This is a genomic window from Rhodococcus sp. IC4_135 (assembly GCF_011602025.1).
GTDB lineage: Bacteria > Actinomycetota > Actinomycetes > Mycobacteriales > Mycobacteriaceae > Rhodococcus_F > Rhodococcus_F baikonurensis.
The window spans coordinates 51,948-66,712 of record NZ_JAAOLG010000019.1 but is presented as its reverse complement, the minus strand read 5'-3'; the positions used below and the strand labels follow the sequence as shown (position 1 = coordinate 66,712).

At 60.7% G+C, this 14,765-nt stretch carries 15 protein-coding genes; 8 read left to right on the top strand and 7 right to left on the bottom strand.

From position 1 onward, the window contains the following. Positions 1–17: 17 nt before the first annotated feature. Positions 18–1,289: an aminotransferase class V-fold PLP-dependent enzyme gene (locus tag G8767_RS25835; RefSeq protein ID WP_166812614.1), complete on the bottom strand. Its 1,272-nt coding sequence runs from the start codon at positions 1,287–1,289 to the stop codon at positions 18–20. Positions 1,290–1,572: 283 nt separating this feature from the next. On the opposite strand from G8767_RS25835, the gene G8767_RS25830 reads away from it, so the two are divergent. Genes G8767_RS25830 through G8767_RS25820 form a run of 3 tightly spaced genes read left to right on the top strand, consistent with a single transcriptional unit; the run spans position 1,573 to position 4,216 of the window. Then, the gene (locus G8767_RS25830) at positions 1,573–2,097 is read left to right on the top strand and encodes an Lrp/AsnC family transcriptional regulator (protein ID WP_095970770.1); all 525 of its coding nucleotides are present in this window, start codon (positions 1,573–1,575) and stop codon (positions 2,095–2,097) included. A 29-nt stretch (positions 2,098–2,126) separates the two neighbouring features. Next, positions 2,127–2,993, top strand: coding sequence for a CoA ester lyase (locus G8767_RS25825; protein WP_166812612.1), 867 nt, complete (start codon positions 2,127–2,129; stop codon positions 2,991–2,993). After that, the gene (locus G8767_RS25820) at positions 2,990–4,216 is read left to right on the top strand and encodes a CaiB/BaiF CoA-transferase family protein (protein WP_143538645.1); all 1,227 of its coding nucleotides are present in this window, start codon (positions 2,990–2,992) and stop codon (positions 4,214–4,216) included. Before G8767_RS25825 ends, G8767_RS25820 begins: the two co-directional genes overlap by 4 nt. Before the next feature lie 312 nt (positions 4,217–4,528). Here G8767_RS25820 and G8767_RS25815 read toward each other — a convergent pair whose 3' ends face one another. From G8767_RS25815 to G8767_RS25805, 3 genes are all read right to left on the bottom strand, one after another. Next, entirely contained in the window at positions 4,529–5,863 is a 1,335-nt protein-coding gene (locus tag G8767_RS25815) for an MFS transporter (RefSeq protein ID WP_206029790.1), read from the bottom strand. Continuing rightward, positions 5,847–6,374, bottom strand: a complete 528-nt coding sequence (locus G8767_RS25810; RefSeq protein WP_166812608.1) for a carboxymuconolactone decarboxylase family protein — start codon at positions 6,372–6,374, stop codon at positions 5,847–5,849. Before G8767_RS25810 ends, G8767_RS25815 begins: the two co-directional genes overlap by 17 nt. 73 nt (positions 6,375–6,447) lie before the next feature. Beyond that, a complete protein-coding gene (locus G8767_RS25805; RefSeq protein ID WP_166812606.1) occupies positions 6,448–7,878 on the bottom strand; it encodes an MFS transporter in 1,431 nt (476 codons plus the stop codon). A gap of 310 nt (positions 7,879–8,188) precedes the next feature. Here G8767_RS25805 and G8767_RS25800 point away from each other — a divergent pair, with 310 nt between their 5' ends. The 3 genes from G8767_RS25800 (at position 8,189) to G8767_RS25790 (ending at position 9,915) form a co-directional block, all read left to right on the top strand. Further along, positions 8,189–8,935 (top strand): hypothetical protein, encoded by a 747-nt coding sequence (locus G8767_RS25800; protein WP_166812604.1) that lies wholly within the window; start codon positions 8,189–8,191, stop codon positions 8,933–8,935. A 198-nt stretch (positions 8,936–9,133) separates the two neighbouring features. Then, positions 9,134–9,499, top strand: a complete 366-nt coding sequence (locus G8767_RS25795) for a metal-sensitive transcriptional regulator (RefSeq protein ID WP_206029789.1) — start codon at positions 9,134–9,136, stop codon at positions 9,497–9,499. 11 nt (positions 9,500–9,510) lie between these two features. After that, positions 9,511–9,915, top strand: coding sequence for a 6-carboxytetrahydropterin synthase (locus G8767_RS25790; RefSeq protein ID WP_166812602.1), 405 nt, complete (start codon positions 9,511–9,513; stop codon positions 9,913–9,915). 41 nt (positions 9,916–9,956) lie between these two features. Here G8767_RS25790 and G8767_RS25785 read toward each other — a convergent pair whose 3' ends face one another. Further along, a complete protein-coding gene (locus tag G8767_RS25785) occupies positions 9,957–11,558 on the bottom strand; it encodes an ABC transporter substrate-binding protein (protein WP_166812600.1) in 1,602 nt (533 codons plus the stop codon). Between the two features lie 163 nt (positions 11,559–11,721). Next, entirely contained in the window at positions 11,722–12,177 is a 456-nt protein-coding gene (locus tag G8767_RS25780) for a hypothetical protein (RefSeq protein ID WP_260395723.1), read from the bottom strand. A 92-nt stretch (positions 12,178–12,269) separates the two neighbouring features. On the opposite strand from G8767_RS25780, the gene G8767_RS25775 reads away from it, so the two are divergent. Then, entirely contained in the window at positions 12,270–12,944 is a 675-nt protein-coding gene (locus tag G8767_RS25775; protein ID WP_124568999.1) for a class I SAM-dependent methyltransferase, read from the top strand. Here the strand turns inward: G8767_RS25775 and speB are convergent. Next, the gene (speB, locus tag G8767_RS25770; protein WP_166812598.1) at positions 12,908–13,864 is read right to left on the bottom strand and encodes an agmatinase; all 957 of its coding nucleotides are present in this window, start codon (positions 13,862–13,864) and stop codon (positions 12,908–12,910) included. The two genes, G8767_RS25775 and speB, sit on opposite strands and share 37 nt — an antisense overlap. Before the next feature lie 146 nt (positions 13,865–14,010). Here speB and G8767_RS25765 point away from each other — a divergent pair, with 146 nt between their 5' ends. After that, positions 14,011–14,646: a helix-turn-helix domain-containing protein gene (locus G8767_RS25765; protein ID WP_020968310.1), complete on the top strand. Its 636-nt coding sequence runs from the start codon at positions 14,011–14,013 to the stop codon at positions 14,644–14,646. Positions 14,647–14,765 lie beyond the last annotated feature (119 nt).

Sequence of the window (14,765 nt, the reverse complement as noted above, 5' to 3'; positions counted from 1 at the left end):
TTCCTCGAAGGTTTCGTTCAGGCGCCGTATGTGGTGAGTTCGGCACCGTCGATTGCAACCCCGGTCCGTACTTCGTTCGCGGCTACTCGAATCGCTTCGACGAATTGCTCGTAGTAGTGCGGTGGCAGTGGGCTCAGGAGAAACTGAAGGCGAGGGGGGCTGACTGCGAGCATTGCCGGCCAGCCGTTGCGCTCGAGCACGTTTGCGACGCGTTCGATCTGGCACTGCGGATCAGTAGAGGTGAACACGATGATTCCGCTTTCATGCGGAGCGACGAGTTCGAATCCATCGATAGTAGATAGCCCTTTCGCGAAAATGTCTGCCCCGGAAACGATCTCCTGGGCGATCTGCTCGTACCCGTCCTGACCAAGGGCGACCAAGGTTGCCCATGCTCCTGCGAGTACGGCACCGGATCGGCTTCCTGTGAAGCCCGTTCGGCGGTAGGGCCTGAAGGGCCAACTCGACGCGACGTCGATGCTGAATGAGTGATGGCGAATGAGTTCGCTCGAATTCACCGAGAGCGTCGAGATTCCTGTGGGAGTGAATCCAAATTTGTGCAGATCTGCTGACACGGATGTCACGCCTGGATAGTCGAATGGTGTCGTTGACGACTCGCCCGCGACTCGCTTCAACGCAGGCAGAAGGCAACCACCCACGCAGGCGTCGATGTGGAACCACAAGTCGTGTGTCTGTGCGAGTGCAGCGAGGTCTTCGACGGGATCCAGGGTTCCATGCGTGTAGTTCGGTGTTGAAGCCACGAGAAGGACGGTGTTCTCGTCGATCTGGTTAGCCATGGCTTCGGGGTCTGCGCGGAATTCTTTTCCTACGGGAATCCGTCGGACGTCGATTCCGAGTTCTTCCGATGCCTTGTCGAAACTCGGGTGCGCTGTCTCCGGGATCACCATGTTGGGTTGCCCAGTGACTCCACCGTTTTCGCGGGCCTTGAACAGTGCGCCTTTGACTGCCAAGAAATTGCTTTCCGTTCCGCCGACAGTGAGCGTGGTCGCCCCATCTTCGGGGACGCCCAGGTGGTCGCGCACCATCGCCAGCAGTTCGGCTTCGATCACGTTCAGGCTCGACGGTTTTACAAAGCCGTTGAGATGCGCGAATTGGCTCATCGCCGCACGGGAGGCGGACAGGGCCTTGTCGGGAAGTACTGGCCACAAGGTGTCCGGCCAGCCCGTGTGTAGCGGTGGATCGGACGCAAGTAGCTCGTGCAGGCGCTGTTCGATCTCGTACTGCCGCCAGCCGGAAGCAGGCATTCCTGTCAGAGATGGTTCGGGTGTCATGGCTCTCCACTTTCGATTGCGAAGGATTGCTGTGAATGCGGATATGGGCTCGATCAGACGTAGATTCGGCGAATATCGGCTTTGCTCACCATAGTACTGGCGTCAATAGCTTGACAAGTGGTCTCTACGAGCCTAAATTCGCTTTCAGTAGAAAACGGCTTCTCGATTGCCTGGGCAGAGATCGAAACAACCGCCGAGCCACCTCGCGTGACAGGACCTCATCGGTCCAGGATTGGATGGGGATCGATCGAATGTGAACAGCAGTCAGAGAAAGAAGGAAAGAATGTTCGAGCTTGAGCACGGGGAAGGCGAGATTGCCCTCGACGAGCAGGATCTGGCCATCATTTCTGGCTTGCAGGAGGACGGGCGTCGCTCGTACGGCCAATTAGCCAAGACTGTAGGACTGTCCGAGACTGCAGTGCGTCGGCGCACTCAACGCCTGATCGACTCGGGAGTCATACGCATCGTTGCGGTATCGGACACGGCGTACCTGCGTAAGACGGTCGGAGCAACGGTCGGAGTGTTCTGCGACGACGATGCGACCGCGGTTATCGAAGCCCTCGATGCGATGCCGGAGGTTGACTACATCGTCTCTACGGCTGGCAAATATCGACTTCTTTTCGAGGCGCAGTGCAAAAGTAACGACGAGTTGTTTCAGCTCACGAACAGAGTCCTCAGCGTTCCTGGAGTGAGCGGTCTCGAGACGCATTACTACATCAAGTATCACAAGCAGACGTACACGTGGCCCCCCGGCGTGGAACGCAGAAACGTACAGGATCAAGTTAATGAGCCAGAGGCGACCATATGAATACCGAACCTGCGTTGAGGTGCTGACCGATGGAACCCGCTGAAGCGTCCGTGTGGAGGAGCGCGACGCCCAACTGGTTGTCCGGACTGACGACCTTTCTCTTCACGCCCGGATCGAGTGAGAAGCTTCTCGCGAAGGCACTACGGTCACCCGCAGACGCTGTGGTCATTGATTGGGAAGATGCTGTCCGCTCCGGCGAGAAAGCCAAAGCGCGTGAACTGACGAGCCGAGTCTTGAGCGAACCGCAATCATTTCAAGGACCTTGCCTTGTTCGAGTGAATGCAGTCGACACGCCGGATCATGACGCTGACATTGCCGCGCTTGCCGACGTCGAACCTGACGCCATTGTTTTGCCGAAGGCCTCAGTGTGCGCGTTGGATTCTTTGCACGACAACGGACTTCCAGTGATTGCCATTGTCGAAACTGCGATTGGGCTTCAGGACGTTGAAAGGATTGCCAACCATCGACTGGTCCAGGCGGTGGCCTTCGGGGCTGTCGATTTCGCCGCTGAACTGGGAATCGTCCCATCCGCAAACGGGCTCGAATTCTTGTATGCGCGATCTCGAATCGTGGTCGCGTCTGTGGCGGCTGGACTGCGCTCACCCATCGACACCGCATATGTCGATCTGGTTGGTTTCGAGGGCCTCGAACGTGAGGCCAAGTTTGCCAAATCGCAAGGCTTTGGCGCGAAATTCTGCATCCATCCGGGACAGCTCGACATTGTCGCACGAGCATTTCGGCCGTCCGAGAAGGACCTTGAATGGGCACTACAAGTTTTGGAACACCTTCCGCCCCAACATAATGGCGGGGTTTTTAGAGCAGGAGACACTATGGTGGACGGGCCTGTGTTAACGAGGGCACAGCGCATCCTGCAGCAATGCGAGGAGCAGCAGTGACCGTGGTTAGCAACGACGAAGCAGAAGCGAAAGACCGGCCACTTAACGGGATGAGGGTCGTAGACATCACCGGCTCCATTGCTGGGCCGTTTTGCTCACAGACTCTGTCCGCGCTAGGCGCAGACGTGATCAAGATCGAACACCCCACGCGTGGTGATGACACTCGATCCTGGTCTCCGCCGGACTGGGGAAGTGAGAGTGCAGCCTTCCTTGCCAACAACGCAGGCAAAAGGTCGATCGGAGTAGACCTCAAATCGACTGAGGGCCGCCAAGTGGTGTTGGACCTTGCTTCGCAGTCACACGTCTTCCTCCAAAACCTGAGACCTGGGCTGGTCGACAAGCTTGGTATCGGATTCGGCGACCTTAGCTCCGTCAACGATCGAATCATCTACTGCACGATCAGCGCATTCGGAAACGCAGGAGAGCGATCGTCCGAGCCCGGCTACGATCCATTGATGCAGGCAGCCGCCGGAATAATGAGCGTCACCGGTGAAGCTGGACGTTCACCGGTCCGTGCTGGTGTGTCACTCATCGACCAGGGTTCCGCGTTATGGGCGGTTATTGCGATTTTGTCCGCTTGGTGTACGCGGGAGTCTCGAGACGAGCCACATCTCATCGAAACGTCCCTCTATGAAACTGCCCTCAACTGGATGCCTGTCCACGTCGCGAGCTATCTGGCAAATGGAACGCTGCCGCAACCGATGGGAAGCGGAATGGCAGTAATCGCTCCGTATGAAGCCTACGAAACCGCGAACGGTTCGTGGCTCATGCTTGCTGCCGGAAATGATCGACTTTTCGCCCGAGCCTGTTCGGTTTTGGGCCTCGAAAACCTGCCGACCGACGAGCGATTTCAGACCAATCGTGAACGCGTGCGACACAGGGAAGAACTGGCCGCGATACTTGGTGCCTGTCTATTGGCTCGCCCAGCCAGCGAATGGGTCGCGGAATTCAGGGCCGCTGGAGTCCCGGTATCAATCGTTCAAACGGTTGATCAAGTCGTCAACGATCAACAGACAGAGGCGCTCGAACTTCTGCAGCCGATGGTGCACAAGAGCATTCGAGATTTCCGATCAGTGAGACCACCTCTGACCATCAACGGCACGCGTGTGACCCATCGCTTTGCGCCGCCATTGCTTGGCGAAAACTCCTGCGAGGTACTCCGTGAGATTGGATATAGCGACCAGAAGATATCCGATCTGGAACGCGGTGGAATCATTGCGTAGCGGCCAAACATTTTGATAGTGACGTGTGAGTCATCGGTGACTTGCAATGCGACAGGTCGAGTTGTCTGTCGCGAAAGGTGGTTGTTGTCGGGAATTTTTGACTCGATCTGGTTCATCAGTCACGCTTTACGCGCAGGTCCTCGCGCTTGATTCGGGCCGATCGAGTATCCTCAAAGAACGTGCCTATGCTGCCAGGTTGGGCAGAATATCGATAGATCGCGATCGAAAGTTCTTGGACTCTTGTCATATTCGGTCGGGCACTCATCGGCCACCCACGCGAAGTCGGTGAGTTGTCTTCCAGATTGTGGTACGTCAGACGGTGCGAGCGCAGGCGCACTGGGTCGCGGCCAGGGTGCATTCTCCTTGCGTCGTTTCGTAAGTCGCAACAGCGCTCGATGATGCCGGCGTCTCGGTGCCCGTCTCCCGGGGCCAAAGTGCGAACCCTGCAACGGCTCCCACTGTGGCCAGGGCGGCGAGGATGGTCCAGGTGACCGCAAATCCCGCGCTCGAACCAACCCACCCGGCGATCGGGTAGGTGACGAGCCAGGCGAGGTGGGACAGGGAGAACTGGGCTGCGAACACCTCCGGTATACCTGCGGGTTCGACGGAGCGCCGAAGCACCTTTCCGGTCGGTGTGACGATCATGGCCATCCCGGCGCCGACGAGTGCCCACACTGCGGCAGTCAGTATCCAGGTGAATATTCCTGCCACGGCGAGGGAGGCTGCGGCGCCGGCACTGAAGACCAGCACAATGGAACCTGCTGTCATCACTGTTCGTTCGGCGGTTCTGTCGAGGACGCGCGGTAGAAGCAGCGCGGTTACCAACGTGCCGGTGCCTGACGCGGCAAGCATCCACGCCACGTCGGATTGGGTTCCACCGAGCTCGTCGCGGACGTAGTTGACGGTGTTGACGACGACGATCGAGCCGGCCGCTGCCACCACGAGATTGAGGGCCATGATGCCGCGCAGTCGCGGCGTGGTCACGAAGATTCGCACTCCCGACGCGATCCGATCCCACGCCTTTCCGTGAGCGCTGGGACGAGCGTTGGGGATTCGAGTGGCCAGCACGAGTAGTGCCGAGACGGCAAAGCCCACGGAGGTGGCGACGAACAACAGGTTGAATGTCATGAAGGAAAGCGCGATCGCGGCGAGAACGGGGCTGAGCAGGCTCTCCATCGTGTAGGCGACCTGCGACGCCGACAGCGCACGGGTGAAATCGGCCTCGTCGGTGACGATGTCGGGAATCACCGCCTGGAACGTGGGAGTGAACGCTGCCGACGCAGCTTGCAGAACGCCTACCAGCACGTAGATGTGCCAGATCTCGCTGACGAAGGGCAAGGCGAGCACAACAGCTGCGCGTATGGCGTCGAGCGCGACGAGGAAAGCCCCTCTCGGCAACCGGTCTACGTACGCCGCCGCGAGCGGAGCGATCACGACGTACAGCGACATCTTGATCGTCAGTGCGGTGGCGAGCACCGCTCCGGCGCTGGGTCCGGCCAGTTCGTAGGCGAGTAGACCCAGGGCAACCGTCGCCAATCCGGTGCCGAACAGCGCGATGATCTGGGCGCTGAAGAGCAGGCGATAGTCGCGAATCAAGAACAGACGCATGCTGTTCCGCTCCGGTGCAGTCCTAGCGGTCCGGTTCATCTGGTTTCACTCCCGCAACAAGATTGAAAGCTCCGGTCAGGATATTGAGGGCCACGATTCCGACTACGTCGGCGATCTCGCGATCACCGTAGCCGTACGCTCGAAGGCCCGCGATGTGTTCGTCCGAAATCGAGGCAGGTTCCCGATAGACGCGAAGTCCGAGGTCGATCATCGCCGCGATGGTGGGATCGGCCGATGTGCCCGCGCGGGCGCGCTCGATCTCGTCCAACTCGACGCCGTTGGCGTGCGCGGCGGCAACGTGGGCTTCGAGGCACACGGCGCAACCTTGCTGGACCTGCACAGCGATCGAGATTCGCTCGGTGATCTTGCGGCTGAGTTTCGCGCGCTTCATTGCGCGGCTGAGTTCCAGATAGCCGCCCAGCACTGCGGGCGAGTGAGCCATCGCCGCGACCATGTCGCCGACCTGTCCGTGACGGTTGACGAGCTCGGCGAGAAGGTCTTTGGATGTGCCGACAGCGGTGGCCGGTGTGAGAGGTGCAAGGCGAGGCATGACAAGTCCTAAGTGGTTCCGACGGTGGTGGGTTCGGCCGGTGATCGCCGGCCGAACCCACCACCGGAGTTGGTCAAGAATTGACGCTGGATCTAGCGGTTTCAGGCTCGTCGACCTTGGGCGAGCGCATGACTACCGCGGTGATACCTGCGCCCGCTACGGCGATGGCGGCTGCACCGAGGAATACCGCGGAGAACCCGTTCGTCAACTCCGTCAGGTCACCGAGTTGATCGGCGCCGAACACCGCTGCGATCGCGGTCATCACCGCGAGACCGACAGCCGAGCCGACCTGGTAACTGACGTTGACGATGCCGGAGGCCAATCCGCCCTCTTCCGGGCGTGCGGCCGAAATCGCCGTACCCAGTGAGGGAATGAACGCCAGCGTCATACCTGCAGCAGCCACCAGCGACGCCGGCAGTACGTCGACCCAGAAGTTGCCGGTGGGCCGGATCAACGACATCCAACCCAATCCGATTCCCAGTACCAGCAATCCGGCCACGATCATTGCTTTCGCGCCGAATCGCGCCATGGCCCGTGGTGCCACCACGATCATGCCGAGCATGACGAAGATGGTCATGGGCAGCAGCGCCGCACCGGCCGGGAAGGCGCTGTATCCGAGCACTTGCTGCAGGTACAGGTTCAGGAAGAACCACATCGGTATCCAGGCGGCGCCGAGCACGAGCTGAGCGATGTTCGCGGCACCGAGGTTGGGCGCCTTGAAGATTCCCAGACGCACGAGAGGTTCACGACGCTTGGACTGGATCAGTACGAATGCGCCCAACAGAGCGGCCGAAACGGCGAGCGCCAGCCAGGTCTGCCCGGATCCCCACCCGACGTCAGGTGCTCTGACGATGCCGAAGACTCCGACAGCGAGGCCTGCGGTGACGGCCAGTGCGCCGAGGAAGTCGATCGAACCGGTACGTGCCGGTGCGTTCGGCATCAGGAAGGGGGTAGCGATCAGCGCGACGACGGCGATGGGAATGTTGAGATAGAACACCCAAGGCCAGCTGGTGTATTCGGTGATGACGCCGCCGAGGAACACACCGGCCGTACCGCCCGCCGGAGCGGCAGCGCCGTAGATGGACAGCGCCTTGGTCATTTCCTTCTGCGTGCTGCCGAACAGCATCATCAGCAGGGTGAGCGCCGAGGGGGCGATGAGTGCTGCGCCTGCGCCCTGAACTGCGCGGCCCGCAAGTTCGACGGCCACGTTACCGGCGGCACCGGCGACAACGGAACCGATCAGCAGGATCAGCCAACCAGCGGAGAACACTCTGCGAGCGCCGAACAGGTCGGACAGGCGGCCGCCGAGGAGGAGTAGTCCGCCGAACGCGATGACGTATGCATTGAAGACCCAGGTCAGGCCTTCCTGGGAAAAGCCGAGGTCGCTCTGCATCTGGGGGAGAGCAACACCGATGATCGACGTGTCCATGATGACCATGAACTGAGCGGCGGCGATCAACGCCAACGCCCACCACTTACGTGTGGATTTCGGTTGTGTGGACATTCTGAATTCCTTACCTGTACGGGGTATAGGTGATGCTTGCGTGGTCAGGGGGCGTCATGAGCGAGTCGCTGCGACATCGGCGCAGTGCTGCGAGGAAATGCATGGGAAAGGGCGCTTTTCGAACACGGTCGGCCGACGCTCGGCGTGGGTGCGCATCGGATCTCCTTCGAGTGAATTCACGGTGTTCGAGTAGTTCGTTGCATACCCTAGGGGGGTATGGTACAAATTGCAACAGCTTCGATTTCGAAGAACGCAGAACCCAACGCAAACGGCAACGAAAGTGCTGCCGACCTAGGCTCGGGAGGGCAAGATGTCCAGCAATAACGGCTACACATTGGAATTGGCAACGTCGGAGGCATCAGTCGGCAGCAATGTGCCTCTACAGTTTCGGATCCTGGATTCGGCGGGAACTCCGTTGACTCGGTACACCGATACCCACGACAAGCAGCTGCATCTGATCGTGGTCGGCCTGGACCTGACCGGATTCCAGCACGTGCATCCTGAATTGGATGAGAACGGAAACTGGCATGTGTCAGTAGATTTCGATCACCCAGGCGACTATCGAGTCTTCGCGGACTTCACGCCGGACGGTGGTGACGGAATCACACTGAGCGCAGATGCGCGCGTCGCCGGCTCCTACGAACCTCGGCCGTTGCCTGCCGCCGCTAGTGTCACGACGGTCGACGGGTACACCGTCTCTGTCGAAGGTGAAGCCCATGCGGGCCAGACATCGAAGCTCACACTCTCGGTCAGTCGAGACGGAATCCCCGTCACGGACTTGCAGCCCTACCTTGCCGCCTACGGGCATCTGGTCGCGTTGCGTGCCTCCGACCTCGCGTATCTCCACGTCCATCCGGACGGCTACCCCGGTGACGGCGTCACACCGGCCGGACCGGCAATCACCTTCTACGCCAACATGCCGAGCGCCGAGGATTACCGATTGTTCTTGGACTTCAAACATGGCGATGTGGTGCGTACCGCGGAATTCACACTGACTGCCGACAATGCGACCACGCCTGAGTCCGAACACGCGCATCACGCCCACCACGGGCACTGAGACCGTATGCGTTTCGCAGCAGCGGGAAAACGGGCATCGCTAATCGCCATGCACCCATCTGTTCGTGCAGTAGCGAAGTGCGTGGCGATGTGCGCAGTGATTGCTCTGCAGGACAACGGAAGCCGAAGAGTATCCGCACATCGCCCCGGGAATGAGAATTGTTGCGACGTCACGCGTTGACGAACAGGAGGACACCGAATGTCGGAAGCGACAGAAGTTGGCAGCACTCCAGGTAGTGCCCCAGGCAGTGATACGACCGGCGATGCGTGCTGCACAAGTGATTCGCACGGCTACATCTCCGCCAAGGGCGACTACCTGGCGCGTCTGCGTCGTATCGAGGGTCAAGCGCGCGGTCTACAGCGCATGGTCGACGAGGACAAGTACTGCATCGACATTCTCACGCAGGTCTCGGCGATGACCAAGGCTCTCCAGGCGGTGGCCATGGGCCTGCTCGAGGACCACATCGGCCACTGCGTCGTCAAAGCTGCGGTTGCCGGCGGCCCCGAGGCGGACGCGAAGATCAAGGAAGCGAACGACGCGATTGCGCGGTTGGTCCGCTCGTAGAGCTGTGTTCGATGAACGTTGATACCGTGGTGGGCATGTTCAGTGTCGAGATCCGTCGTACATTCGCTGTGAGACAAGGGCTTCCGGCGCCGGTGCGGGACGCGAAAAACTTACCGCCGCTGATGCCCGCCGAGGGTTTTCGCGTGACGATGCGAGCGGGGTTCTCGTTCGAGGACGACCAACTCGGAGAACGTGGATGGTTCGTAGACACGGACGCTCTGGACGAGTCCGTCGATCGATGTGCAGAGCGGTTGGCGGGCGGTGCCTGGCCGGAGATTTTCGATTTCCGCCCGTCTTTCGAGAACGTTGCGAAGTGGGCTTTCACTGAACTGGCGCCCAGCATTCCTCAGCTGGACTACGTCGAGCTCGACAACGAGACAATCGGTGTAACAACGAGATACGTCAGATCGCACTGACCTGACGTATCTCGCTGACGCACAGCGTTCGATCGACCGGACTACTGGTAGAGACGCAGTGCAGACCCGATGAAGGTCTTACCGAATGCGAGTCCGGCCTTGTTGAAGTAGAAGCTCAAGACCGTATCTGCAAACGGGACTGCGGACACCGTTTTGGTGATCTGCGACTCGGCATCCGCCCACTCCGCGCATGCTGCGTCGCCGGTCAAGCCGGATGCCTTGGCAACGGCAGCTTCGTAGGCGGGGTTGTTGATCGAAGAGAAATTCTTACCGGCTGCCGGGGCAGGACCGGAGAAGAACGGGACGAACCCGCTGGGAACCGAGTTGTTGATCTGGATCCACGCGATGTCCCACTGGTTGTTGTCCTTGCCACTGAGCATGACGTCGACAACCTTGGTCTGGTCGGCTCCCGTCACCTCGACGGTCGCACCGAGGTCGGACCATGCCGACTGAGTGAGCTCGGCTGCCGCGCTGCGTGCATCTTCGCCGGCAGCGTAGAAGAGGCGGAGGGCCAGCGGCTTTCCGTCCTTGCTTCGTTTGCCGTCAGAGCCGGCGGTCCAACCGGCCGCATCCAAGGTTGCCTTCGCTGCGCTGAGGTCGTAGTCCGGAATATTGCCGGTGACGGAGTCGTACACGCAGGCGCGGGGTTCGACGGAGACAAGACTTGTTGCACGGGTGCCCTGGCCGCCAGTGATCACTTCAGCGAGATCGTCGAGATTGACAGCCTGGACGAGAGCTTTTCGAACGGCGGGATCACTGGTCGGATTGTCCGCAATCTGATTGAAGTACATCTGACCGGCGGGAAGTGGGCGCTGGACCGAGTCGAAATTGGCGGCATCGATGCGATCCTTGTCCGGACCGGCGATCGGAGATGCGCTCAGTTCGCCGGAGAGGAGCTGGTTTGCTGCGGTGCTGACATTGGGTGCCATGACAGCAATGACTGTCTTGGGGACACCCGGTGTGTCGGAGGTGGTGTCGTCGGGCCCCCAGCTGTAACCGTCACGACGCTCGAACGTGTAGTGGTCATTGGCCGAGACCTCGGTGACTTCGAACATTCCGGAGCCCAGCGATTTGTTGTTCGAGGCGGTCGGATCCTCGAGTCCGGCGTCGCACATGATCGGGAGGCGACTGATGGTGAGGAGGAGGAACGGGGTCGGGGCCGGAGTGGTGACCGTGATGGTGCGGGTGGCGAGATCGGCAGTGGCTGAAGCGCCGATGGGAACCGTGGTGCCGCGTTGTTGTGAACCTTTGGCCGGGTCGGCAACGAAGTTGATGTTGTTCGCGACGGTCTGTGCGGTCAGCGTCGACCCGTCGGTACAGGTCACGCCTTCACGAATGGTGAAGGACGCGGAGGTCGGCGTTTCTTCCCACTTCTCGGCCAACCATGGTTTGAATTCACTGGTTTCGGGATCCTGGTAGACGAGGGAGTCGTACGCCAGCTTCGAGATTTCCGCGGTTGCCGCAGAGCCGGACATGATCGGGTTGAGTGCACCCGGATCGCCCTGCAACGCGTACCGGAAGGTTCCGTCTGTAAGAGGCTCACCGCCGCCAGAGCCCGAGGACGTGCCTCCCGAGCTGCAAGCCGACAACACGAGCGCGAGCCCCGCGGTCGCGGCAAGCGTCGAATAGGAGCGGTGTTTCATTGTGCCTCCGTGAAGGAGCCGGGGCCCCGGGACGAATCGTGAGGGCGCAGTCGAGTGTGACCGCTAAATCTTGGCGTAGGACGTGACGGGCATCTCGGTCGATCTTCACGAAAATTGGGCGGATTTTTGTTCGATTTCACGAAGGTTGAAGGTTTGGTTCAGTTCACGGGGAGTCGAGGTCACTTCGTCGTGGCCACTCGGTCTCCGTGAGCACGGTTGCTGGAACTGACCTCAACGGGGAGGTGGGGCCGAGACCGTGGAGGTCTTCGTCGTCGTCGATCTCGGACCAGAATTCGTCCACCGAAACATCAAGGCCGAGAACGATCCACGGCGGTCCGGCTTCTTGAAACGCGTACGAGACGGTCCCGGTGCGCGGAACTGTCGCATCGAACAGTCGGTCTCCGACGGGATAACCCTGCTGCTCGCCGACCAAAGTCAGGGTCGTCGGATCGAAGGATGCCTCGCGCAGCATCTTCTCGACGGTGCGGTCGAAACTCCGCTGGGTGCTGAACTCTTCGTCCGGGCTCGAACCGCTGAACTCGGGAAAATGCGCGCAACACAATACGTGTGAGCTCTCTGAGTTGCAGTACAGGCGAAACACGGGAAATCCACCGGCCACGAAGCGTGACGTTAGCAGAGCGTCGAGGTGGAGAAGTTGCTATTTCAGCAAAGATCGTTGCGTGAATTGTGAGAGGTGTTCATCCTGGATGAATGAGCCACGAACACGACAATCACCACGAGAACTCCGACACGACCGAGAACCCGTACGCCAAGGCGGACGCACAATTCTGGAACTCGCTGTACGAGGAACGCCCAGCGCGCTGGAGCGGAAATCCCAACCCACAGTTGATTGCGGAAGCCTCCGACCTCGAACCGGGCACTGCACTCGACGTCGGTTGCGGCGAAGGCGCCGACGCTTTGTGGTTGGCGCGTCGCGGGTGGAAGGTCACCGGCACCGACATCTCGTCGGTGGCGCTCGGTCGCGCCCAGGCGCACGTCGAGGGCGAGGGCGTCGACATCGAATGGCTGGAAGCCGACCTGACGAAGTGGGATCCGCAGGGTCGCTCGTTCGATCTGGTGTCCGCCCAGTTCTTCCACATGCTCGAACCCGCGCGCGGGGAATTGTTCCGTGCTCTCGGAGATCTGGTTGCGCCGGGCGGACATCTGCTGATCGTGGGTCATTCACCCCACGAGTCGCCGACCGAGCACCATCGGGCAATGCTGCATACCCCGGAATATGTGGAGTCGTTGTTCACGGATGGGTGGAAGGTGTTGGTCTCGGAGTCGCGAGAACGAGATCTTCCCGCGAACCCCGAGATGCATCACACCACGGATACCGTTGCGCTGCTTCAGCGATTGAGCGCGAGTACCGACAGCAGCTCGTAAGCGACGTGAGCCGCTGCGATACCGGTGATCTCGGCGTGGTCGTACGCCGGCGCTACCTCGACGATGTCGGCGCCGACCACGTTGAGTCCGACCAATCCGCGCAGTGTGTTCAACAATTCGCGAGAGGTCATGCCGCCCGCTTCGGGTGTTCCGGTACCCGGAGCGTGGGCGGGATCGAGTACGTCGATGTCGACGGAGACGTATACCGGGCCACCGTCGAGGCGCTTACGCATGCGCTCGACGATGCTGGCGACGCCGTCGACCTCGTAGTCGTCACTGCGGATCACCTGGAAGCCGAGAACGCGGTCGTCTTCGAGGTCCTTCTCGCTGTAGAGCGGTCCTCGGATACCGATGTGCTGCGAACGCTCCATGTCGATCAGGCCCTCTTCGCTGGCGCGGCGGAAGGGCGTGCCGTGGGTGAAGGGCTGGCCGAAGTACGTGTCCCACGTGTCGAGGTGAGCGTCGAAGTGCAGGACGGCGATCGGGCCGTGATCGCGGGCCAGTGAGCGCAGGATCGGCAGTGCGATGGTGTGGTCGCCGCCGAGCGTGAGCACGGATGAACCGTCGGCACGCAGGTCGGTGACGGCGGACTGCACCGTCGTGAGAGCTTCCTGGATGTCGAAGGGGTTGACGCCGATGTCGCCGAAATCGGCTACCTGCTGGTTGGCGAAGGGCGAGACCTTGAGCGCCGGGTTGTACGGACGCAGCAGCTTCGACGCAGCGCGGATGTGCCCCGGACCGAACCGAGCGCCGGGGCGGTAGCTGACACCCGAATCGAAGGGAATGCCGAGGATCGTCACGTCGGCGCGCGAGACCTCGTCCAGGCGCGGGAGACGCGCAAAGGTGGTCGGCTCGGCGTAGCGGGGGACGCGCGTGGCGTCGACGGGTCCGATGAACGATCGGGGGTTGTTGGTAGCCATGTGCAGAGGTCCCTGCTCTCGATTCGGCGCACACCGGGCGCCCTTCAGTGATGTAGCTCTCTGAGCAAGTATGGTTTCTTCAAGAGGCTCGGTTGTCAACCCCTGTTTCCTGAAAGGGACACGGCGGTCGTGAAGGAGTGGGTTCAGTGGCCAAGGCGAAGGAAGCGGTCGAGCCGGTCGGTCCGCGCATCGGGGCGAGGCTCAAGGCGGCACGTCAATCGAAGCGGTTGACCCTCGACGACCTGGCCGAGGCCTGCGGTGTGACCAAGGGGTATCTCTCGAAACTCGAGCGCGATCACGTCAATGCGTCGGTGGCAACCCTGATCAAGGTGTGTGCGGTACTCGAGATCCCTGTCGGATCCCTGTTCGAGAACGCATCTGCCGGTGAAGTGGTTCGTGCCGATGCCATGCCGCAAATCAGCTTCGGCGGCGAAAAGATGACGGAATACCTGCTCACGCCTACCAACGAGCGTCGAATTCAGGTGCTGCTCGGCGAGCTGGAACCAGGCGGCGGAAGTGGTCAGGAGTTCTACAGTCTGCCGATCGACGTGAACTTCGTGCACGTGCTCGAGGGCGGCTTGCGGGTCTCGTTCGAGGGCGGTCGGACGGATCCGAACGGTGAGGCCGTCGACGCCGAGGACGTCGTGCTTGCGGCGGGCGATTCCTTCACGTTCACGCCGACGCACAACCATAGTTTTCAGGCCGAAGGCTCGGTTCTGGCGAAGGTTCTGTGGGTCTTGAATCCGGCATTGCCGGAAGGGCCACGCGCGTCGCCTTCGTGAGGCTCGAATCCGTGAATGTTGATTCTTAGGAAACAAGAGTTGACATGATTGGCGGCACCCGTCACGCTGGTAGTTGTCCCCGTCACACACACCGTCGAAAATTGGCGTCACGGAACTCC